The following is a 20,008-nucleotide window of genomic DNA, read 5'->3' on the forward strand; positions in this document are numbered from 1 at the left end:
CGGACGAAACGGCCGTGTGAGGCTTCGAAGCGCTTTTGCACGGTCGGCGGAAACCTGGGTCATGGTCGTAGAGCGAGAGGCGCTCGTCGAGATCGTCGTCTCCGTCGCCGCGGTGGGCTCGTTCGTCGGGGTCATCGTGCTGATCGGGCGGACGTTCAACGAGAGCGGCCTCTCAGGCGACGGCGCCCTCGCGCTGATCAGCGCCATCGTCGGCTTCATCCTCCTCATGTCGGTCGTCGGCATCGCACTCGCCTACTACATGAACCGCGAGTGACTATCCTTCCGCTTCCTCTCCACCCTCGCGCCAGTCGACGAGTTCGTCCTCGTCGGCCTCGTCCAGCGCCTTCTCGTAGTACGCGAGCGGGTGCGAGATCGTCTCACACCGGTCGTCCATGTTCACGCAGTCGCCGTAGGACTGCATCGTCGCACAGCTCGGCGGGCTGTACTCGGTCGGGGAGGTCTCGCCCCGGATGTGGTCGGTCTGGTACCGGGTGATCTTCTCGCCGAAGCCCGGGTTCACCATGTAGAGGTCGATGATCTCGTCGGTGCTCATCCCGATGTTCACGAGGAAGGTCGTGATCGCGAACCGCGAGTGGTGTTCCAGGTGCTCGCCCTTCTGGACCGCGTCGAGCAGCGCTTTCATACAGGGCGGGAACCGGTCGGGGACGACCGTGTCGATCTCCCGGGTGAAGTCGTACTCCGAGAGCAGCTCCCGAACGGCCTCGATCTCCCCGTCAAGCGGCTCCGCGATCGCGTCGGGGACCGACAGCGGCAACCCCTCGCCGACGCGCCGTGCGATCGCCTCCTGGACGAGTCGGATGAGTTCGGGTTCGGTGACGAACACCTCCCCGTCTGCGACGACGCGGTTGACGAGCCGCCAGTCCTCCCGGCGGAGACCCGCCGAGAGTCCCACGTAGCTCCCGACCGCGACGGCGTACTCGTCGCCCTCGGCCCGGATTCTCTCCTCGAGATCGAACTCGGCGAGGAGTTCGGCGAGCGTGAGCCGCTCGACACTGACGCTCCGCAGTCCCTCCTCCCGGGCGCGCTGTCGCCGGTCCGTCTCGATCCGCTCGCGCGCCGTCTTCGCCTCGGCCCGGGCGTACTTCCGGGTGAGCACGTGCTCGTCGACGAGCGAGACGAGCACCCGTGCGACGGGGTACGAGAGCAGCTCCGTCCGGGGGGTCCGGTGTGGCTCTCCGACCTCCCCGTCGGTGATCGCCCTCGTGACGCGCTCGGTCGCCCGCTCGACCACCGCGCGCTCGGAGACGACGTCCACGAGGTCAACGCCCGCCGTCTCGACCGCCTCCCTGGCGCTCGCGAGAAACGGGTACCGGGCGTGAAGCGCGCTGGCCTCCATCGTCACTCCCAGCGTGCGCTGACGAATAAACGCCACGGCTCACCGTCGCTCGCCGACTCCCGAACGGTCATACCGACGCCGGCCGTGGTCGTGTCACGGTCGCGATCCGCCACGCCGAACCGCCGGACGTAGAGGCGATCCGGACGGTCGCGCGCGCCTCCTGGCACGCAGCATACGACGACTTTCTGGGACCGGAGACCGTCGATCGAACGATCGACGACTGGTACGGAACCGACTCGCTCCGACGGACGATCGCGGGGTCGGACCACGTCGTCTCGGTCGCGGAGGACGGGGGTTCGGAGGCGGTCGGCTTCGCCCACGTCGGTCCCCAGACGGAGGCGGAGACGCTGGCCGAACTCTACCGGATCTACGTGCGACCGGAGCGCTGGGGTGAGGGGGTCGGGAGCCGGCTGCTCGTGGACGTGATCGGGCGGATCGACGGGTACGACCGTCTCGGTCTCTCCGCCTTCGCCGAGAACGAGGTCGGGATCGCGTTCTACGAACGCGAGGGGTTCGAGCGGGTCGGAGTCGAGGAGGTCGAGTTCGAGGGAGAACGCTACGAGGAGATCCGGTACGAACGCCCGCTCTGAACGTTCGGTCACCGACCGCCCGAACCGGGTCACCGCCGCACGGTTCGCGGGAGCTGCGGATACCGTATCCGGGAGAGTGATTGTTCCATCGACATGAACTGGCTGAAAGTACGCAAAAACATATTTCTTCTGATAGGACGTACTCTTCGGAGAACGATGAGCACACACACAGCAGACTCTCACGGTGAAGAGGGACACGGCCATCACGAGACGGAGGGACCGGGGTACGCGACGCCCCAGGCGGCGATCGAGCAGTCAGAGCGCGAGAGGGTGGCCTACGTCGTCGGACTGTACACGGGCACGGACATCGACGCGCCCGACTTCCTCGCGGTCGTCGACGTCGACCCCGATTCGGGGACGTACGGCGAGATAACCGACCGGATCGAGATGCCGACGAAGGGCGACGAACTGCACCACTTCGGGTGGAACGCCTGTTCGTCGTCGTGTCACATGGAGGGGCTAGAGCGGCGCTATCTGGTGATGCCGGGCAACCGATCCTCGCGGATCACGATCGTCGACACCGAGAACAGAGCCCATCCCGAGATCGTCCGCGTGATCGAACCGGAGGAGGTCCACGAGTTAGATCTCTCGGCACCGCACACCGTCCACTGCCCCGCCGGCGGCGGGGTGATGATCAGTATGCTCGGGAACGCCTCGGGGGAGCTACCGGGGGGGTTCCTCGAACTGAACGAGGACCTCGAGGTCGAGGGTCGCTGGGACCTCCCCGGGGAGATCGAGATGAACTACGATTTCTGGTACCAGCCGCGTCACAACGTGATGGTCTCCTCGGAGTGGGCAGCCCCCGAGACCTACCAGCCGGGCTTCGACCTCGAGGACGTCGAGGCCGGGAAATACGGTCACCGACTCCACTTCTGGAACTGGGCGGAGAAGACGGTCGAGCAGACGGTGGATCTCGGGGAGGAGGGGATGGTCCCGCTCGAGGTGCGGTTCCTGCACAGCCCCGAGGCGACCCACGGCTACGTCAACGCGGCGCTCTCCTCGAACATCTTTCACTTCTTCGAGGACCGCGAGGCGCGGAGCGCCTCGGACAGTGCGAGCGGCGATCAGCCGCGAGCAGACGGCCGGTGGCGCGCCGAGAAGGTCATCGACTTCGAGGCACGCGAGCACGACGACTGGGAGATGCCCGTCCCGGCGCTCCCGACGGACATCCTCGTCTCGATGGACGACCGCTACCTGTTCGGAGCGAACTGGCTCCACGGCGAGGTCTGGATGTACGACGTGAGCGACCCGGCGAACCCGCGACACGCGGATTCGATCTCGATCGGGGGCTACTTCGGCGACGTCAGGGAGGTCAAAGGACGTGAACTGGCGGCCGGACCCCAGATGGTGCAGTTGAGCCTCGACGGCGAACGCCTCTACTGGACCACCTCCCTCTACTCGACGTGGGACGACCAGTTCTTCCCCGCGGAGGGCGAGCACGGGTCCGTCATGCTGAAAGCCGACGTGAACCCGCGACGGGGGACGCTGACGCTCGACGAGGAGTTCCTCGTCGACTTCGGTGACCTTCCGGATGGGCCTGCCCGCGCCCACGAGATCCGCTGGCCCGACGGCGACTGCACCAGCGACGTCTGGCAGTAACCCGCATGCCCCGCGTGACCCTCCAGTGGACGGACGGTCGGCGTGAGACGGTCAGCGCGCAACCCGGCGAGCGCACGCTCGACGCCGCGGAGGGCTCGGGGATCGACCTGCCGTTCGGCTGTCGGATCGGCGTTTGCGGGACGTGTACCGGACGAGCGCTCTCGGGCGAGATGCGCCACGCCGTGCCACCGCGGGGTCTCAGGGAACGACACCTGAGAGAGGGGTACGTCCTCACCTGTATCGCGGTACCGAGTACCGACTGCACGCTCGAAGTGGGGACGGGCGTCCGCGCCCGGCTGTTCGAGAATCCGTGGCGGTGAGTGAGAGATGCGAAGCCGTATCACGGCGGTCGCTCTGTCGAGTCTCTCTCTACTCGCGGTCGTTCCGGCGGTCGTCCGGGCTCACGGAGCGCCTGCCGATCACGGTGTCGGCGTGTCGTTCGGGGTCGTCGTGGCCGCGGCCCTCGGGATCGGCGTCGTCGCCGGTCTGACCGTCCTCTTCACGGGCATCTCGATCCGAGCACACGCCATGGCCCGCTTCGACAGGGTAGTTGGAGTTTTCCTCATCGTCCTCGGCATCGCCCTCGCGGTGACTGCCATCGGGGAGTACTCCGTCCTCGCCGTCGCGGGAGTCCTCGGCGGTGGTGTCGTCGCGTGGACGGCCTCCTCACGGGCCCGAGGGACTCACCACGCGGATGTGACCCTCGTTGCCCTGGGCACGCACCGGGTAGTCGAAGGTGCCGTTCTCGCAGCCGTCTACCTCGCGGGAGCGGCCGTCGGAACGCTCGGAGTGGTACTGATCGTGGGGCACGTCGCGGTCGAAACCGCCGCAGTCGCCGGACTCTACGTGGCCGCGGGCACGGATCCAGCACGGGTGCTGGTCGCGATCGGCCTCATGCAGGCCGGCTTCGGGGTCGGAGTCCTCGGCGGGACGGTGCTGGCGACGGGCGTTCCCGAGACGGTTCAGGCGATCGTCGTGGCGGCGGGTGCCGGCGTGCTACTCGTCGTCGGAAACGCCGAAATGAACGGACACCACCGGCATGGGCCCGATCCGCCGGGGGAGAAACGTCGCTCCGCGCTCTAGTCGCTCTGGATCCGCGGGGCGAGCATGTACGTGACGTTGCCCTCACCCTCGGCGATCTCGAAGTGGAGTTTCACGGGGAACTCCTCGCCGATGTCGATCGTCACCTCGCCGTCGGTCGGGATCGCCTTGTTCATCTCTTTCAGGTAATCGAGGCTGAACAGCGAGTGCGCCTCGCCCGGCGTGAGGTCGATCAGGTCCTCGCGATCCAGTTTGAAGTTCACGTCGTCGGTGTCGCCCTCCGCCTCGACGTAGAACCGCTCCTCGGCGGTGTCGACGCCGAGCGCGATGTGGTCGCTCACCATGTCCGCGGCCTTCACCGCGCGGTTGACGTCGCGCCCTTCGAGGACCACCCTGGCCGGGAGGTCGAGGTCGGGGATGTCCGGCTCCTCCCTGATCGAGTCGGGGTCGATCAGCGCGAGAGTGTACTTGAGGCCATCGAGACGGATCGTGAGTTTCCGGGTCTCCTCGTCGAGTTCGAGGTCGACGAGCTGGCCGGCGTCGGCCATCCCGACGATGTCCTCGAGCCGAGAGAGGTTCACGCCGATCGTACCGCCGTCGGCCTCGTAGGACTCGAAGGCGGACGCGGAGAGCGTGAGGTCGACCATGCCGACGTTCGCCGGGTCGACGGCGCGGATCGAGAACTCCTCCTCGCCGAGCTGGATCTTGCACTCGTCGACCAGCGCACTCACGGAGTCGAGCGCCGCCCCGAGCGTGTCGGCGCTCACGATGGCCTTGAACATACTGGATACGGCTACGAAACGGCCGTTTAAAAAGCCACCTTTCCTGTACGCGCGCACGCGGGGCAGGCTGGTTCGGAGCGGTCACCGAGTGGCGGCGTTCCGTCCCCTCCCGATCGCGCCGAGCGGTACGTGTATCGCACCGGTGTCTCACCGCTCGGAGAGCCTTCGAGCGCCCTCGAAGGTGACACGATCACGGGTCGGGTGTACTTTCCTCGACGCGTCGCCACGGATCACCGCGCCCCACCTTCGAGCTTTCCGAACCGCTCGAGCGTCAGCAAGCACTCGAGCGTCAGTTTCCCAACCCACTCCCGCTCGGCGGTCGGCCACGCGTCCTCGTACTGTCCCCACCCCCACGTCGGCCACCAGCCGCCGTCTCGCGCCTGTCTCTCGATGTCTTCGTCGAGAAGCCGGTCGACACGATCCGGGTACAGTCGAGCGACCGTCGTCTCCGGCGAGAAGGCGAACGCGAACGCGTACAGCTCACGAAGTTCCTCGTCCAGGTCCATCGACCTCACCGTGCGTTCGAGCGACGTGCGGACGTCTCCGGCGAGCCTCGGCGGGAGGTGCGGGAGGGCGCGCTCCCAGCAGAGGATCGCGTAGCGCCGTCCTCGATCGTCCCCGACGACGGTCGTGTCGCGTACGTTACGAGCCGCCCGCTCCGTAACCGCCTCGAGAAACCTTTCAGAGACCGCGTCGCCCCACCTCCACAGGTATCCGAGGAGCTCCGCGCTCGGGTTCGGCCACTCCGACTCGGAGGGTGCCGTCACGGTGTCGACGTGCCACCAGACCGCGTGCGGCGCGTCGTTTACGTCCTCGTACGTCGCCGGCCAGTAGCCCTCGCGCTCCCGGTACGACTCTTCGAGGTACGCGAGCGCGGCCCGGACGAGGTCGTAGCCCGACGAGAGCTCGAGTTCGGCCGCGTACTGCAACCCGACCGACGTCGCAAGCGGCGACGACGCTTCGAGTCGAAAATCCGGCTCGAGGGCGTGTCCGAACCCACCGTCGTCGTTCTGATACTGCCGAAGCTCCTCCACGACGTCCTCGGCCGCGGCGTCCTCGAACCGATGATCGAAGAGGGAGACGTCGAGCGACCGCCCGTGTTCGTAGATCGCGGATCTCGCCCTCGTGTACCTCTCTCGTGAGAGTCCGTGCATAGTCTCGGATCGGGGCTCCGCACGGTAGCTGTTGTCCTCGGAGGCACTCGAGTACGAAGTCACGCCTCGCGAGCGAAGCGCGTATCCGCCTCGCGGGGGTAGGGAGTGCGATGAGCAACCGCGATCAGTGGTACAACAAGGCGAAACAGCAGGGCTATCGCTCGAGGTCGGCGTACAAGCTCCAGCAGCTCGACGACCTGGAGACCGTCCTGCCCGAGGGCGGCACGGTCGTCGACCTCGGTGCCGCTCCAGGCGGCTGGCTTCAGGTCGCCGCCGAACGCGTCGGTCCCGGGGGGACGGTTCTGGGAGTGGACCTCCAACGCATCAAGGATATCGAGACCGAGACGACCGTCGAGACGATCCGCGGCGACATCACGGACGAAGAGACCCACGAGGCGATCCGCGGACGGGTGGGTGAGGTCGACACGGTCCTCTCGGACATGGCCCCAAACATGACCGGCGAGTACAACCTCGATCACGCGCGGTCGGTCTACCTCGCGGGGCAGGCCGCTGCCGTCGCCCGCGAGGTGCTCAAACCCGGCGGGAATCTCGTGGTAAAGGTGTTCGAGGGGCCGGATCTCGCCGAGTTCCGATCCGGATTGGAGGGCGAGTACGAGTTCGTCCGGACGACGAGCCCCGAGGCCTCGCGCAAGGAGTCCTCGGAGGTCTACCTGATCGCGAAGGGGCTGCTGACCGCGCCGGTCGGGGTAGGCGAGCAACTCACCGTCGAGGTCGAGTCGGTCGGCTCCGAGGGCGACGGCGTCGCACAGGTCGAGGGCTTTACGGTGTTCGTTCCAGGTGCAGAGAGGGGTGAGACAGTCGAGGTGCGGATCGAGGACGTCAAACAGCGTTTCGCGTTCGCGGAGCGTCTGTAGATACCCCGTACTACCCCGGGGTCGAGACGCCAGTTTCGAGCCCACGAGAACGGACGGCACCGACGATCAGGTAGACGAACGGCGTGTCGGCGACGGCGATCAGCAGTTTGATCAGGTACTGGCCGACGATCAGCGCGAGCAGTTCGGCTACGGGAAGCACGGGACCGATGCCGAGCAGCGCCGGTGCGAGTGCGAACGCGACGAGGATGAAGACGACGGTGTCGATCGCCTGGCTCGTCGCAGTCGAACCGAGGTTGCGTAGCCAGAGTCGCTCTCTCCCCGTACGAGCGCGGATCCGGTGGAAGGCGACGACGTCCCAGTTCTGGCTGATCAGGTACGCGAGCAGCCCACCGAGGACGATGTTCGTGCTCGGACCCATTACGGTCGCGAACGCCTCCTGATCGACGCCGGCGGGCGACGCCGGCGCGAGGATCGCGAGCCAGACGAGCGCGAGCATCGCGAGGATCGTCGCGAAGCCGACGTTCACCATCAGCTGTGCCGGGCGCTTGCCGTACAGTTCGGCGTAGCAGTCGGTCGCGAGGAACGTGATCGCGTAGGCGATGACGCCGGCGGGAACGATCAGCTCCGGGCCGACGGGACCGGCTTCGAACGGAACCGGAAGCGCGATGATCTTCACCGCCAGGAGCTGTGCGGTGACGAGCGCCGTGACGAACAGCGCAGCGAGCGTGAGCGCGACGGCCGGCAGCGGCCCCTCGCTATCGCTCATCGTCCAGCCTGCCGTGGCGGGCGTCTATCTCGTCGAGTAAGTCGAGGGTCTTCCTGACGGAGGTGCGGATCGCGTCGCTCCGGTTGACGAACTTCCCGTCGTCACCGACGTGCTCGTCCAGGTCGTCGAGTAGCTCCTGTGGGATCTCGACGCTGATCTTAGGCATGCTGGTAGGGTTGGTCGGTCGGCGTCAAGTACGCTCCGGAGAACCCTCGAGGAATATCCGGCTCTTCTCCGAAGTATATCATGGATCTGGCGGTTCCGAGACACGCGACCGCTGTGGAGCAGAGATACGTATCCAGCAATAGAGTTAACCCGATCTCGCGTGAGTTCCGTCTGTGTCATCTAGCAGACCCGGCTCTCGATCCATCGGTGGGTGTGGAGGTGACGGATGAGCCTCCTCGACAGGATCTCGTTCACGATCCGGTCCTGGCTGAACGCGCTGGTGAACCGCGTCTCCGATCCCGCGGCCGAACTCGATTACTCCTACGAACAGCTGCGCAACGAGCTCCAGCGGGTCAACCGTGCGATCGCGGACCTCACGACCCAGAAGAAACGCCTCGAACTGCACCGCGAACGGCTGCGCGCGAACGTCGAGAAACACGACGGACAGGCCAGGGAGGCGATCCGTCAGGACCGCGAGGACCTGGCCCGGCGCGCGCTCGAGAAGAAGAAGACGACGACCCACGAACTGGCCGACCTCGACGAGCAGATCGACCGGCTGCAGGCCACCCAGGACCGGATGGTCGAGCGCCAGGTCGCGCTCCGCGGCCGGATCGAGGGGTTCAGAACGCAAAAGGAGATCCTGAAGGCGCGCCACGGCGCGGCGCAGGCCTCCGCGCGTGCCGCCGAGGCGTTCACCGGCGTCGGGGGCGAACTGGGCGACGTCCAGCGAACGGTCGAGCGTGCCGCCGAACGCACGGAGGAGATGGAGGCCCGGGCCGCGGCGCTCGAGGAGCTCGAGGAGACCGGCGCGTTCGACGACATCCTCGCGAAGGGCGACGCGATCGACCGCGAACTGGAGCGACGATCGACCGAACACCGGGTCGAACAGGAGTTAGAGGAGCTGAAGATCCGGGTGGGTGGTGAGACCGAGGAGGAACTCGATCGATGAGTTTCGGGAGGATATCAGCCTGTTCGAAGCCCCACCGAACCCGGACGTGCTCGCTTCGCTGCGCGTCCGGCAGGGTTCGAACCGTTCGCTCGTGATGGATTTACCGCTCACGGACGTGTTCGCGGTAAAATCCATGGGACCGCCCGGATTTGAACCGGGGTCAACGGCACCCAAGGCCGCAAGGATACCAGGCTACCCCACGGTCCCGTGTATCGAAGACGGCACGGCTCGTTGAAAGCGTTTCGTTCTCCTCGTCGTCTCTCGTGTGCTTCGCGCCGCTTTTATCGGCCGGTCACCTCCTCTCTCCATGGTCACCGGTATCGAGGTCGCCGTCGTGCTCCTCGCGCTCGCCTTCCTCTTCGGCGCGTGGCGGATCATCCACGCCGTGAAGCCGTTCATCGTCAACGCGGTGGTCGGCCTACTCGTGCTTCTGCTCGCGAGTTGGTTCGGACTCGCGGTCGAGGTCACGCCGATCGTCCTGCTCGTCGTCGCCCTCGGGGGCGTGCCGGGGGCACTCCTCGTGCTCCTGCTCGCGGTGTTCGGCGTGGCGTTCGTCCCCGCGCTCGCTCTATAGCGCTCGGGACCGTTTCGCGGTCGCTCCGGAGTCGAACGTATAGGTATTACAAGACGTTAAACCCGCCACGGTCGAACGACGAGACGAGCCAGCGTGTCCGACCCACAGCGCTCGAAACGGCCGGGAGGCGATCGGTGAATGTAGCTCCCGATGCTGGTCCTCGCCGCCCTCGCACTAGTCGTCCTCTCACCGGTGGTCGTGCTCGTCGTCGTCGAGTTTCGTCGCGAACGTGGCTCAGGTCCGGCGCAGGATCACCCAGACACCGGCGACGAGCAGCAACAGCCCCCAGTAGAGCGAGTCGCCCGGCGCGACTTTTAGAAGTAGCGTGACGATCCCCGAACTCACGAGCGACCAGCCGAGCGTCGTCTGGTAGCCTCTGTCCCTCGAACTCATGGGTGAGAGAGCGGCGGCCGAGGAATAAGGGTTCGCCCGTCAGTCATCGTCTCTGAGCTGGATGTCCGCGACGATCCCGTCTACCTCCTTCCCTTTCCTGATCCCGTCGAGGATGACGAACGCCTCCTCGGGAGAGAGGAAGTGCGTCGTTACCGCTCTGCCGAGCGGCGTCGGCGAGAAGCCGTCGATGAACCCGTACTCGAGCAGTTTTCCGATCGCGTGTTTGGTGGGCACCTCGCCGATCATCCGGTCGGTGATCGCCTTCGCGCGCTTCCCTCCCACCGTCACGTTCGCGAGCACCTCCTCGACCGCTGCCGACTCGTCGTAGACGGTGTGGACGTCCTCCATCTCGTCCTTCAGGAGACGGAACGCCACCTCGTCCTCGGTGCCCTCCATGCTCGCGTGATACGAACAGTCGGGTTCGACCAGCAGGTAGACGACACCGCGGTCGTGGTAGTCCGGACGGCCCGCCCGCCCGAGCATCTGGTGGAACTCCTGGACCGTGAGCCACTCGATGCCCATCGCGAGCGAGTCGAAGATAACCTGCGAGGCGGGGAAGTCGACCCCGGCGGCGAGCGCGGCGGTCGTCACAACCGCTGCGATGTCGCCGTCGCCGAACATCCGCTCGACCTTCTTCCGGCGCCGGTAGTCCAGCCCCGCGTGGTACGGCGCGGCGTCGTACTCCAACCGACGGCTGATCTCGTGACAGCGCCGCCGCGAGTTCGTGAAGATTATGGTCTGACCCCGATACCCCTTCGAGGACTCGCGGTCGAACTCCCGGCGGACGAGCTTGTTCGCCACCCGTGGTTTCTCCATCCCGTCGACGAACGTGACGTGGCGCTCGATCGGGACCGGTCGCTCCTCGAACTCGATCAGCCGCGCCTCGAGCCGCCTCGCGAGCCACTCCGGGTTGCCGACCGTCGCCGAGAGGTAGATCCACTGCGCGCCGGCGTAGCTCTCGCGGGCGCGCGAGCGAGCCTCGCAGTACTCCTTCAACCGGGCGATCAGCCCGTCGAGACGGTGGCCCCGCTCTTCGGCCTGGAGCGTGTGGACCTCGTCGATGACGACCGTCCCGATGTCGCCCAGATCCCGCCCCGTCCGCAGCGCGTGGTCGATCCCCTCGTAGGTGCCGACGATCACGTCCGCCGTCGGGTCGAATCGGGTGCCGTCGTCGCGCACCCGGCTCGCGCCGACACGGATCGTCACCTCCGCGAGCTCGCCGTAGGTATCGAGAAAGTCCTCGTGTTTCTGGTTCGCGAGCGCGACCAGCGGGACAAGAAAGAGCACCTTTCCCTTGCCTCTCAGTACGCGATCGATCCCCGCGAGCTCGCCGACGAGCGTCTTCCCGGTCGCGGTGGCGCTCACCACCAGCTGATCGTCGCCGTCCAGGAGACCGTTCCGTACCGATAGGCTCTGGACTGGGAGCAGGGTCTCGAACCGGTCCTCGACGAGTTCTTTCAGTTCCGGATGCAGGTCGAGCGAGTCCACCCGAACCGGATCGACGTCCTCGACCGTGGCACCGATCTCGTCGAACTTCGTCAGATCCGGGTCGAGCCTGCCCTTAAGCAGGTTCTTCAGCCGCTCTAGGTCCTGGACCTGGAGCAGGAGCTCCTCCAGCCGGTCCTGTGCGGCGCTCGTCAGCCCGCCGTGGTGGGCGAGCTCGCGGTCGAGCTCGACGAGCGCACAGTCCGGACAGATCTCCTCTCTGTCCGTCTTGATCGCCGTCTCCGAGGTGATCGGCGAGTACCGCCCGTGCGAGGCACAGTACCGACAGGTCCGGACGACCGTCGCCTCCAACTGGTATCCCTCGAGCATCTCACGGAGTTCGGCGCGTCCGCTCCGCGAGGTCTGCTCGGAGATCCGGATCCGGGACGCCCTGCGGGCGAGGTCGACGAACTCGCTCGGATCGCGCGGATCGCGGCCGCTCTCGGCTTTGACTCCGAACTTCCCGGGCCGTGGTCCCGCCGCCGTCTCCTTCAGCTTGAGGACGGCCTGGAAGACGCGCTCGCCGCCACGGGTGACGACGGCGAGGTAGTCGTCGCCGACCTCGTGGAGGAAGAGCGTGTCCACGCGTGGGACCTGTTTCGACACGTTCGGTGAGATGCGGTGAGGGTATTTCAGCGATTCGACCTCGCGAACGGGGCGCTCCGTTATCCCCCCGCCCGCCGTATCTCTCCCATGGTTTCTGTGGGTTCCGATCGGGCGGAGATCGAAGCGACGGTCGACCGTCTGGTGCGCGAGGTAAGCGAGTGGGAACACGTCACCGCCGGCGAACACCGCTTCGGCGGGACCGAGTTCCGCGTCGGCCCGCGCGAGATCGGCCACGTCCACTCGTGGGGGATGCTCGACATCGCGTACCTCGGTGCGTTGCGCGACGCCCTCGTCGAGGAGGGTCACACCGGCGTCCACCACCTCCTGACGGAATCGGGGTGGACGACGTTCCACATCACCGCCGAAGCGGACTACGACCACGCCCGGTGGCTCCTCCGGCTGTCGTACCTCTACCACGTGAACACCCTGCGTCGGACCGCTGCAGGCGCCGAGGAGTTCGCGGACGTGGATGTCGAAACGGAACTCGGGGCGATGGGTCCGAGCGAACCCGTTCGCGCGGCGTTCGACCGACGCTGAGGCGGACCGCCAGTTGTGCGTCGAGCCCCGGTTATATCGGGTACGAGTGCGTACCACGACCCGATGTCGCACACGAAAGTCGACACCGCCGACGTCGAACCGGTCGCCGACGCGATGCACTTCCTCCGGGAGCCCCTCGACTGCGAAAACCTCGGTCTGACGCTCGTCGAGGCGCCGGCCGACTGGACCGGGAAGGAACACGACCACGCCGAAGACGGCGAGGAGGAGGTCTACCTGCTGACCGAGGGCGATGCGACGATCGTCATCGACGGCGAGACGATCTCGCTCTCACCCGGCGAGGCGGTCCGCGTCTCTCCCGAGGCGACCCGACAGCTCCACACCGAAGCGGAGAGCACGTTCGTGATCGCTGGGGCACCCTAGCTCAGACTCATAGGGATCATCGTAGGAGTTCATAGTTCCTCGATTTCGAATCTACCGAGACCGATGAGACGTGTGCTTGAGAGATCCGGCCGGCTACGATGATCCCTATCACTCCACGAGTTCGATCTCGTCGTCGCCGTTCGGCACCGCACAGAGAAAGGCGCCCTCCTCTTCGCCCTCGTTTCGGTACCAGTGGACCGTTCCGGCGGGGATGAGCAGGGAATCGCCCTCTGACACGACGTACTCCTTGTCGTCGATACCCACCGTGTACTCCCCCGAGAGGACATACTGCTCGTGTTCGACCTCGTTCGTGTGTCTCGGCACCTCGCTCCCCGTCGAGAGCGTGAACCGTCTGATCGCGAACGTGGGCGCGCCGTCACTCGCGTCGAGCAGGACACCCTTCTCGAGTCCCTCCGCGGCCCCGACGGGCTCGTACTCGATCTCCGATGCTCGTCTCACGACCGGCTCCGTCTCCATACCCCCTCCTCGACGCTTTCGCCCTTCACTCCTCCGACGTGGCCCGATACGGACGGTCGTAGCTGGTCACCGATGATCACCAGTACGGGTCGGCAGTCACCGGCAAGATACTCCAACCGTCCGTACGAGCGGTCACTTAAGCCCCTCGCGCCCCAAGTTCGGGTGATGTTCAAGAGCTTCCGGATCGGCTCGCTCTTCGGCATCCCGATCAAACTCGATGTCACGTTTCTCCTCATCTTGCCGGTGTTCGCGTGGCTGATCGGGGGGCAGGTGGAGCCGCTGATCGGGATCACCAACACGTTCCTCGGAACCGAGATCGATCCCGAACCGCTGACGACGGGCTCGATGCCCTGGATCCTCGGTCTCGCGGCGGCTATCGGACTGTTCGTCGGGGTGGCGCTCCACGAACTCGGCCACTCGCTGGTCGCGATGTACTACGGCTACGAGATCGACTCGATCACGCTCTGGATCTTCGGCGGGCTCGCCCAGCTCACCGAACAGCCCGACCACTGGCTCCAGGAGTTCAACATCGCGATCGCCGGACCCATAGTGAGCGTCGCCGTCGGGATCGTCTCCTGGCTGCTGCTCCTCCCCTTACCGCCGAGTCTCGACGCGGCGATCTTCGTCCTTGGCTACCTCGCGCTGATGAACGTCGCGCTCGCGGTGTTCAACATGCTCCCGGCGTTCCCGATGGACGGCGGGCGCGTCCTGCGCGCACTGCTCGCGCGGAACCGGCCGCTCGCACAGGCGACGCAGATGGCCGCCGAGATCGGCAAGCTCTTCGCCTTCCTGATGGGGATCTTCGGGCTCTTCCAGCTCAACATCATCCTCATCGGCGTCGCCTTCTTCATCTACATCGCCGCCTCGGGCGAGGCCCAGCAGACGGTTCTCAAGGCCGCCTTCGAGGGCGTCACCGTGAGGGACGTGATGACCCCCAGCGAGGACGTCGACGTCGTCCACCCCCGCACGTCGATCACCGAACTCCTCGATCGGATGTTCACCGAGCGTCACACCGGCTACCCGGTGCTCGACGACTTCGGCCGCCCGGTCGGGATGGTCACGCTCGACGACGCCCGCGAGATCGACGAGATCGAGCGCGACGCCTACCGCGTCGAGGACGTGATGAGCCGGGAGCTGAAGACCGTCCGTCCGGAGACCGGCGCGATGGAGGCGCTCCAGGCGATGCAGAGCCACGGCATCGGTCGGCTGCTCGTCACCGACGAGACGGACGACCTCGTCGGCCTCGTCTCGCGCACCGACCTGATGACCGCCTTCAACATCATCAAACAGAGCGGCTCCGTCGAGGCGGTTACCGGTACCGAGAACTACGACGGCCGTGGACCCGTGATCGACGAGCCGATCGAGCCGGGGGACGCGCGCACCGACGGCGACGGCGAGCGCGACGGCTGGCGCTGATTCGCTACGAAGAACGGTACGAAAAGTCGATTCTCTCCTACTCGATGTCGATCGTGCGACCGCTCTCGTCCGCCTCGTCGGCGGTCGGGAGTCTCACTTCCAACACGCCGTTTCTGTAGGTGGCGCTGATCTCCTCTTCGAGCACGTCGCCGGGGACCGAGAGCGTCTCGTGGACGTGGCGGCTCCGGTGGTGGACGCCAGTCTCGCTCTCCTCACCCTCCTCGTGGGCGGCCTCGATGGTCAGGATGCCGCCGTCGAACCGGAGCGAGAGCTCCTCCTTCTCGAAGCCGGGGACGTCCGCGTAGACGAGGTAGCCCTCGTCGTCGGACTCGATGCTGGCGTTCAGCCCCTGCTCGGCGAACCCGCCGAGTGCGGGGAGGTCGCTCCGTGCGTCGTCGCCGCCCCAGCCCATCGCTCGGGGGTATCCGCTCGCCATCATCCGGCGCATCTGCTCGAACATTCGGTCCATCTCGTCGAACGGATCTCGTCGCATAGACATCGTGATCAGATATATATTGTTTGCACTTCTATATAAATCTAGCGTGACGTGTGCGCTCACACCTCCGAACGTTTACTCAACTCCGACTCACAGTAGCCTCTTATCGGCGGACGACGAATATGCGCCCGATGCCACAGATCGACGTTTCGGACTCCCTGTACGAACAGCTCGAGACCGCCGCCGACGGCGACGACATCGAGAACGCGCTCTGGCAGATGACGTACCTGTTCCAGCGCGGCAACGACCCCTCCGAGTAGATTCATTCGCGTTTGGCCGACGACCGCCCGGGAGCGACGCGTCGGCTACCCCTCGTACTCGTACCATTCGAGCACCTCGAGCGATAGCTCCCCGAGAACCGCCTCGTTCGTCGCCTCGAGGACGACCGGCGGCGCACAGCCGACTCCCTCCGCCTCGATCCACCGGGCGAGACAGACACACCACCGGTCGCCCGGATGCAGGCCGGGAAACTCGAACTCGGGTACTGGCGTGATCAGGTCGTTACCACGTTCGCGGCCGAACTCGAGGAACTCCTGGGTAACCACCGCACAGACCTCGTGTCTGCCGGGGTCCTCGGGGACGTGCCGACAGTGACCGTCGCGGAGGTACCCGGTCGCGGGCGAGAGACAGCACGGATCGAGCGCGGTGCCGAGGACGTTTCGCTCGTCGGTCATGCGTCGGCTTGGGGGGTCGGGGATAAGTACTGTCGGTGACCCGTTCCGAGCGGTGGTACGGCCCGATTCAGTCGTCTACCCACGACGTATCGGCCGTGCGCGCTCCGACAGCCGGGTGCAGTAACGGACGGTCGACTCGCGGAGACGACCGGTTCGGAGGTACCACGGTCAGATCCGACCAGAGCGCTACCCACGGGTCGCAGGGCTGCCAGGTTTCGGTGACACGACCGTCTGCGATCCGGACCGCCATCGTCTTCCAGTCGGGGACGGATCTCTCTCGGCGTCCGCTCCCCTCGATGTCGCGAACCGACCACTGGCAGTAGACCACGTCGGCACCGCCGACGAGGTTGTCTACGCGGTACGAGAGCGAGGGAAACGCCCGTTGCGTGGTTCGAATGTGATCGTTCAGCGCCCGCCGTCCGAGGAGCGTCCCTCGGCTGGTCCCGTAGGCGATGTGATCACCGGCGACCAGGTCGTCGACGGTCGTAGTCAGCTCCTCGGGCGACCGCGGCTCCGCACACAGTCGGATGAATCGCCGACCGATCCGTTCGTCCAACGTCGTCTGCTTGAGAGTCATGTACCCTGTCCTCCTCTCCTGCTCTGTGAGGTGGTGACACTCCTACGGTCGGATTCGACAAATACGTTCGGAGATAACCATTTCTCTCGTTTCGCGGAGTGAAGATCCGTTCACCCGGGATCGGTCGGGGAGTCCGCTCCCGGGGACGGCCGTGGAGCCTGCCGTACCCGAACCGATCGACCGGCCCGGACATGGCGAGTCCGACCGCGACCGAGCTGGCCACATCGGACTCCTCAGGAGGGCTGACTCGGACCGCTACAGGTGCCAGGGCGGAGTACAGAAGCCGGAGACGCGTCGTTCGATCGTCCTCAGGGGGGACGGGTCGGAACCGCCGACTAGGTTTATGCGGTACAGTGTGGTATAGAATACCACTGTGAACACCCGATCGACCTCGGAGATCGAGTTGGACGGGCTGGCGCCGGAGGAGGCGTTCTCGATCCTGGGAAACGAGACGCGACTCGACATCGTTCGGGCCCTGTGGTCGGCCGGTGCGCTGCGGGAGTACGACGAGGTCGACGACGCCGACGCGACGATCTCGTTCTCAGAGCTCCGACAGGCGGTGGATATCAGGGACAACGGCCAGTTCAACTACCACCTCTCGAAGCTCGTCCCGCACTTCGTCCGACGGACCGACGGTGGCTACCGGCTGAGCGATCCCGGCAAGAGGATCGCACGAACGGTGATCGCGATCTCGGGCGGACTGCCCGATCTCTCGGCCGGGGTGCGAACGACCTGTCCGCTGTGTGGGAGCTCCGTTACGGCGGCGTACGACGAGCAGTGGCTCCGCTTTTCGTGCACCGAGTGCGACGGGATGTTCGGCGATGTGGCTCCGGACGGGGCGATCTTCTACGCCGGGTTTCCGGCGGCCGGGCTGAACGGTCGGTCTCCCGACGACGCCCTCGAGACCGGCGTGTACAGGTGTATGCTGGATCTGGCGTACCTGATGCGGGGCGTCTGTCGCGAGTGTGCGGGTCCGATCGCGCCGTCGGTGTCGGTCTGCGAGAGCCACGACGCGAGCGGGGGCGGGCCCTGTGTCGCGTGTGGCACGCCGTTCGTCGCCTGGACGACCCTCCGGTGTGAGGGGTGTCGGTTCACCAAGCGGCTGCCGATCGAACTCTGCGTCATGGGGTTGACGCCCGTGATCGGAGCCCTCTACGAGAGGGGGATCGACGTGCTCTCGCCCTCGTTCGGCGACCTCGTCGACGCGATCGGGAGCCTGTTCCGGACCACCGTCACGCACGACCCCCTTCGGGTGACGGTCGCCATCGAGGACGAGCTCGAGCGGCTGACGCTGACGTTCGACGACGAGATGACGCTCGTCGAACTCGGACCGTAGCTGCTCCGTGGCCCCCCTCAGCTCTCTGAAACCCCGTCCGGTCAGGCCTCGATACCGAGCGCGGCGTAGAACGCGTCGTGATCCCCGTCCATTCGCCCGATCAGCCCTCTCGCGCGTTCTTTGACGCCCTCCGTCACCCGAACGTGGACCATTCCCTCGCCCGGCTGTCCGTAGACGACGCTCGTGCCGAGGGGCGCTGCGACCAGTACGGGCAGCGTGAGCAGGTCCTCCTCGCCGTCGATCACGACGAGAACCGATCCCTCCCGATCGAGCGCCTCCCGAAGCGCCGAGAGCGCCGAGTGCGAGACCGTCGCCGCGGGGTTCGCCGCCTCGATCCGTTCGGCGTCGATGACGTCGAGGGTCTCCCGGGTCGACTCGCCCACCGCGTCGCGCTCGGTGAGCCAGTCTACCACGGCGATGTCCGGCGTCCGTCCGGCACGCACGAGGTGGGCGGTGACCACGTCGCCGACGGCGATCACGTCACTGTCGACCTCAGAAAGCAGCGTTTCCCCCTCGGTGAACACCGGACCTAACGGATCCTTGAACGCGCCACGCATCGCCTCGGGGAGCGTGAGGACGACCCCTTCGCTATCGCCGTTTCTCCCGCCCCCTCTCTCTCCCGAACCGGACTCGCCCATCTACCGGACCTTGAGCGCGTAGGTACCCGGTTCCGTGACCTGCATCTCCTTGGCGATCTCGCTCTCCTCGGGGTGGCCGATCACGACGTAGCCCGCCCAGTCCTCGGTGAAGCTCGTCGACCCACAGCTCGGACAGGCGTCGGTGTCGGGGTCGAGCACCCGGTGACAGTCACGGCAGGTCGGGCGTTTCTTCGCCATCTAGTCGCCCTCCGCGGTCTGCTGCTCACGGCGTCGGCGATCGGACTCCAGCCACTCGTGTTTGCCGAGTGCGACCTGCTTCGCCGTGAGCCCGATCTTCGAGTCGCGCGGGTTGCGCTCGTCGATGCTCTTCGTGACGATCCTCGTCCTCACGGAGTCCTCGACGCCGAGTGCCTGGTCGGACTCGGTCGAAGAGAGACGCTGGTTCTCGCCGTCGTAAGCGAGGTACTCGTCGGAGATCTGGGAGACGTGGAGCAGGCCGTCGACGGGGCCGATCCCGACGAACGCGCCGAACTCGACCACCTCGACGACGATCCCGTCGACGACCTCCTGCATCTCGGGGTCGTAGGTGATCGCGTCGAACTCCGCCTCGTAGAAGACCGACCCCTCGTGGTGCTGTTGCTCCGGGAGGACTACTCCCTCGCCGATGTCGTGAACCTCGACGACGGAGACGACGGAGCCGACCTCCTCGTCCATCCGCCCCTCGAGTTTGTCCTGGAGGAGCTGTCTGACCAGCTCCGGCGTGACGCTCGCAAGCGCCTTCGGCGGTACCTCGACGACGTCCTTCAGTGTGACCCGTTTGTACATGGTGTGTTACGGTTGAGTGATCGCGAGTTCGTTTCGGCCCCGTAAAGCAATTACTGGAACGCCCGCGCGCAGGAGACGCGTTCGCAGGGGGCCGTCGTTCGTCACGACGTACTCGGCGTCGCCCTCGCGGGCGAGGCCCAGCAGCACGTCGTCGGCGTACTGTTCGTCGTCCTCGACGACCTGACAGCGCTCGCGTGCGAGGTCCAGTCCGACACTCGCGGCGACCGCCTCCGTTCCCCCTCCCTCGGCGAGCCGTTCGAGTTCCCGTATCGCCGACCGTGTCGTGAGTACCTCGACCGAGCCGAACAGGCGGTCGAGTTCCTCGAAGACACGCACGTCACACTCGACCGGCATCATCAACGCGTTCGTGTCGAGGGCGACCACCGGCCCCAT

Annotated in this window: 29 protein-coding genes and 1 tRNA gene; 13 read left to right on the top strand and 17 right to left on the bottom strand. The window is 66.2% G+C overall.

Going from position 1 to position 20,008, the window contains the following annotated elements; translation table 11 throughout:
- Positions 1-61 precede the first annotated feature (61 nt).
- Entirely contained in the window at positions 62-274 is a 213-nt protein-coding gene (locus tag V2L32_RS06340) for a DUF7472 family protein (protein WP_331235636.1), read from the top strand.
- Here V2L32_RS06340 and priL read toward each other — a convergent pair whose 3' ends face one another.
- Both priL and V2L32_RS06350 read right to left on the bottom strand, forming a co-directional pair.
- A complete protein-coding gene (priL, locus tag V2L32_RS06345; RefSeq protein WP_331235637.1) occupies positions 275-1,357 on the bottom strand; it encodes a DNA primase regulatory subunit PriL in 1,083 nt (360 codons plus the stop codon).
- Between the two features lie 2 nt (positions 1,358-1,359).
- Positions 1,360-1,524 (bottom strand): hypothetical protein, encoded by a 165-nt coding sequence (locus V2L32_RS06350; protein WP_331235638.1) that lies wholly within the window; start codon positions 1,522-1,524, stop codon positions 1,360-1,362.
- Positions 1,525-1,569: 45 nt separating this feature from the next.
- On the opposite strand from V2L32_RS06350, the gene V2L32_RS06355 reads away from it, so the two are divergent.
- The 4 genes from V2L32_RS06355 to V2L32_RS06370 all read left to right on the top strand — a co-directional run bounded on the left by V2L32_RS06355 (position 1,570) and on the right by V2L32_RS06370 (position 4,629).
- Positions 1,570-1,947 (top strand): GNAT family N-acetyltransferase, encoded by a 378-nt coding sequence (locus tag V2L32_RS06355; RefSeq protein WP_331236589.1) that lies wholly within the window; start codon positions 1,570-1,572, stop codon positions 1,945-1,947.
- A 156-nt stretch (positions 1,948-2,103) separates the two neighbouring features.
- On the top strand, positions 2,104-3,546 hold the full coding sequence (locus V2L32_RS06360; RefSeq protein ID WP_331235639.1) for a selenium-binding protein SBP56-related protein: 1,443 nt from the start codon (positions 2,104-2,106) through the stop codon (positions 3,544-3,546).
- 5 nt (positions 3,547-3,551) lie between these two features.
- Positions 3,552-3,866, top strand: a complete 315-nt coding sequence (locus V2L32_RS06365; protein ID WP_331235640.1) for a 2Fe-2S iron-sulfur cluster-binding protein — start codon at positions 3,552-3,554, stop codon at positions 3,864-3,866.
- A 7-nt stretch (positions 3,867-3,873) separates the two neighbouring features.
- Positions 3,874-4,629, top strand: coding sequence for a hypothetical protein (locus tag V2L32_RS06370; RefSeq protein ID WP_331235641.1), 756 nt, complete (start codon positions 3,874-3,876; stop codon positions 4,627-4,629).
- On the opposite strand, the gene V2L32_RS06375 is transcribed toward V2L32_RS06370, so the two are convergent.
- Together V2L32_RS06375 and V2L32_RS06380 are read right to left on the bottom strand one after the other, a co-directional pair.
- On the bottom strand, positions 4,626-5,369 hold the full coding sequence (locus tag V2L32_RS06375; RefSeq protein ID WP_331235642.1) for a DNA polymerase sliding clamp: 744 nt from the start codon (positions 5,367-5,369) through the stop codon (positions 4,626-4,628). The two genes, V2L32_RS06370 and V2L32_RS06375, sit on opposite strands and share 4 nt — an antisense overlap.
- A 230-nt stretch (positions 5,370-5,599) precedes the next feature.
- A complete protein-coding gene (locus tag V2L32_RS06380; RefSeq protein WP_331235643.1) occupies positions 5,600-6,523 on the bottom strand; it encodes a hypothetical protein in 924 nt (307 codons plus the stop codon).
- A gap of 110 nt (positions 6,524-6,633) precedes the next feature.
- Here V2L32_RS06380 and V2L32_RS06385 point away from each other — a divergent pair, with 110 nt between their 5' ends.
- Positions 6,634-7,398 carry a 23S rRNA (uridine(2552)-2'-O)-methyltransferase gene (locus V2L32_RS06385; RefSeq protein WP_331235644.1) on the top strand — a complete coding sequence of 255 codons (765 nt, stop codon included), beginning with the start codon at positions 6,634-6,636 and terminating at the stop codon, positions 7,396-7,398.
- 10 nt (positions 7,399-7,408) lie between these two features.
- Here V2L32_RS06385 and V2L32_RS06390 read toward each other — a convergent pair whose 3' ends face one another.
- Entirely contained in the window at positions 7,409-8,125 is a 717-nt protein-coding gene (locus tag V2L32_RS06390; protein WP_331235645.1) for a queuosine precursor transporter, read from the bottom strand.
- Positions 8,115-8,291 (bottom strand): ribbon-helix-helix domain-containing protein, encoded by a 177-nt coding sequence (locus V2L32_RS06395; RefSeq protein WP_331235646.1) that lies wholly within the window; start codon positions 8,289-8,291, stop codon positions 8,115-8,117. The genes V2L32_RS06390 and V2L32_RS06395 overlap by 11 nt, the downstream gene beginning before the upstream one ends.
- A gap of 225 nt (positions 8,292-8,516) precedes the next feature.
- On the opposite strand from V2L32_RS06395, the gene V2L32_RS06400 reads away from it, so the two are divergent.
- Positions 8,517-9,239 carry a PspA/IM30 family protein gene (locus tag V2L32_RS06400; RefSeq protein WP_331235647.1) on the top strand — a complete coding sequence of 241 codons (723 nt, stop codon included), beginning with the start codon at positions 8,517-8,519 and terminating at the stop codon, positions 9,237-9,239.
- Between the two features lie 134 nt (positions 9,240-9,373).
- On the opposite strand, the gene V2L32_RS06405 is transcribed toward V2L32_RS06400, so the two are convergent.
- A tRNA-Pro gene (locus tag V2L32_RS06405) sits at positions 9,374-9,446 on the bottom strand.
- 100 nt (positions 9,447-9,546) lie between these two features.
- On the opposite strand from V2L32_RS06405, the gene V2L32_RS06410 reads away from it, so the two are divergent.
- Positions 9,547-9,813: a pro-sigmaK processing inhibitor BofA family protein gene (locus tag V2L32_RS06410; protein ID WP_331235648.1), complete on the top strand. Its 267-nt coding sequence runs from the start codon at positions 9,547-9,549 to the stop codon at positions 9,811-9,813.
- 234 nt (positions 9,814-10,047) lie between these two features.
- On the opposite strand, the gene V2L32_RS06415 is transcribed toward V2L32_RS06410, so the two are convergent.
- Complete coding sequence (locus tag V2L32_RS06415; RefSeq protein WP_331235649.1) at positions 10,048-10,206, bottom strand: hypothetical protein; 159 nt, start codon at positions 10,204-10,206, stop codon at positions 10,048-10,050.
- A gap of 39 nt (positions 10,207-10,245) precedes the next feature.
- The gene (locus V2L32_RS06420; protein WP_331235650.1) at positions 10,246-12,297 is read right to left on the bottom strand and encodes a DEAD/DEAH box helicase; all 2,052 of its coding nucleotides are present in this window, start codon (positions 12,295-12,297) and stop codon (positions 10,246-10,248) included.
- Positions 12,298-12,384: 87 nt separating this feature from the next.
- Here V2L32_RS06420 and V2L32_RS06425 point away from each other — a divergent pair, with 87 nt between their 5' ends.
- Together V2L32_RS06425 and V2L32_RS06430 are read left to right on the top strand one after the other, a co-directional pair.
- Positions 12,385-12,834 carry a luciferase domain-containing protein gene (locus V2L32_RS06425; RefSeq protein ID WP_331235651.1) on the top strand — a complete coding sequence of 150 codons (450 nt, stop codon included), beginning with the start codon at positions 12,385-12,387 and terminating at the stop codon, positions 12,832-12,834.
- Positions 12,835-12,897: 63 nt separating this feature from the next.
- Positions 12,898-13,215, top strand: a complete 318-nt coding sequence (locus tag V2L32_RS06430) for a cupin domain-containing protein (protein ID WP_331235652.1) — start codon at positions 12,898-12,900, stop codon at positions 13,213-13,215.
- A gap of 108 nt (positions 13,216-13,323) precedes the next feature.
- On the opposite strand, the gene V2L32_RS06435 is transcribed toward V2L32_RS06430, so the two are convergent.
- The gene (locus V2L32_RS06435) at positions 13,324-13,692 is read right to left on the bottom strand and encodes a cupin domain-containing protein (protein ID WP_331235653.1); all 369 of its coding nucleotides are present in this window, start codon (positions 13,690-13,692) and stop codon (positions 13,324-13,326) included.
- Positions 13,693-13,857: 165 nt separating this feature from the next.
- Between V2L32_RS06435 and V2L32_RS06440 the strand changes: the two genes are divergently transcribed.
- A complete protein-coding gene (locus V2L32_RS06440) occupies positions 13,858-15,108 on the top strand; it encodes a M50 family metallopeptidase (RefSeq protein ID WP_331235654.1) in 1,251 nt (416 codons plus the stop codon).
- A gap of 37 nt (positions 15,109-15,145) precedes the next feature.
- On the opposite strand, the gene V2L32_RS06445 is transcribed toward V2L32_RS06440, so the two are convergent.
- Positions 15,146-15,601 (bottom strand): Hsp20/alpha crystallin family protein, encoded by a 456-nt coding sequence (locus tag V2L32_RS06445; protein ID WP_331235655.1) that lies wholly within the window; start codon positions 15,599-15,601, stop codon positions 15,146-15,148.
- 134 nt (positions 15,602-15,735) lie between these two features.
- On the opposite strand from V2L32_RS06445, the gene V2L32_RS06450 reads away from it, so the two are divergent.
- Entirely contained in the window at positions 15,736-15,864 is a 129-nt protein-coding gene (locus V2L32_RS06450) for a phosphohydrolase (protein WP_331235656.1), read from the top strand.
- A gap of 45 nt (positions 15,865-15,909) precedes the next feature.
- Here V2L32_RS06450 and V2L32_RS06455 read toward each other — a convergent pair whose 3' ends face one another.
- Positions 15,910-16,278 carry a DUF2237 family protein gene (locus tag V2L32_RS06455; RefSeq protein WP_331235657.1) on the bottom strand — a complete coding sequence of 123 codons (369 nt, stop codon included), beginning with the start codon at positions 16,276-16,278 and terminating at the stop codon, positions 15,910-15,912.
- A gap of 67 nt (positions 16,279-16,345) precedes the next feature.
- On the bottom strand, positions 16,346-16,855 hold the full coding sequence (locus V2L32_RS06460) for an ester cyclase (RefSeq protein WP_331235658.1): 510 nt from the start codon (positions 16,853-16,855) through the stop codon (positions 16,346-16,348).
- Positions 16,856-17,228: 373 nt separating this feature from the next.
- On the opposite strand from V2L32_RS06460, the gene V2L32_RS06465 reads away from it, so the two are divergent.
- A complete protein-coding gene (locus V2L32_RS06465; RefSeq protein ID WP_331235659.1) occupies positions 17,229-18,191 on the top strand; it encodes a winged helix-turn-helix domain-containing protein in 963 nt (320 codons plus the stop codon).
- 41 nt (positions 18,192-18,232) lie between these two features.
- Here the strand turns inward: V2L32_RS06465 and V2L32_RS06470 are convergent, their stop codons facing one another.
- From V2L32_RS06470 to V2L32_RS06485, 4 genes are read right to left on the bottom strand one after another with little or no spacing between them, the layout of a single operon-like run.
- Positions 18,233-18,829, bottom strand: a complete 597-nt coding sequence (locus V2L32_RS06470; RefSeq protein WP_331235660.1) for a GTP-dependent dephospho-CoA kinase family protein — start codon at positions 18,827-18,829, stop codon at positions 18,233-18,235.
- Complete coding sequence (gene spt4, locus V2L32_RS06475; RefSeq protein ID WP_331235661.1) at positions 18,830-19,027, bottom strand: transcription elongation factor subunit Spt4; 198 nt, start codon at positions 19,025-19,027, stop codon at positions 18,830-18,832.
- The gene (locus V2L32_RS06480) at positions 19,028-19,615 is read right to left on the bottom strand and encodes a DNA-directed RNA polymerase (RefSeq protein ID WP_331235662.1); all 588 of its coding nucleotides are present in this window, start codon (positions 19,613-19,615) and stop codon (positions 19,028-19,030) included. It lies immediately after the preceding gene.
- Between the two features lie 6 nt (positions 19,616-19,621).
- The gene (locus V2L32_RS06485; RefSeq protein WP_409348408.1) at positions 19,622-20,008 is read right to left on the bottom strand and encodes a PIN domain-containing protein; all 387 of its coding nucleotides are present in this window, start codon (positions 20,006-20,008) and stop codon (positions 19,622-19,624) included.

Origin of the sequence: Halalkalicoccus sp. CGA53, from assembly GCF_036429475.1 — an archaeon.
Lineage (GTDB): Archaea > Halobacteriota > Halobacteria > Halobacteriales > Halalkalicoccaceae > Natronorarus > Natronorarus salvus.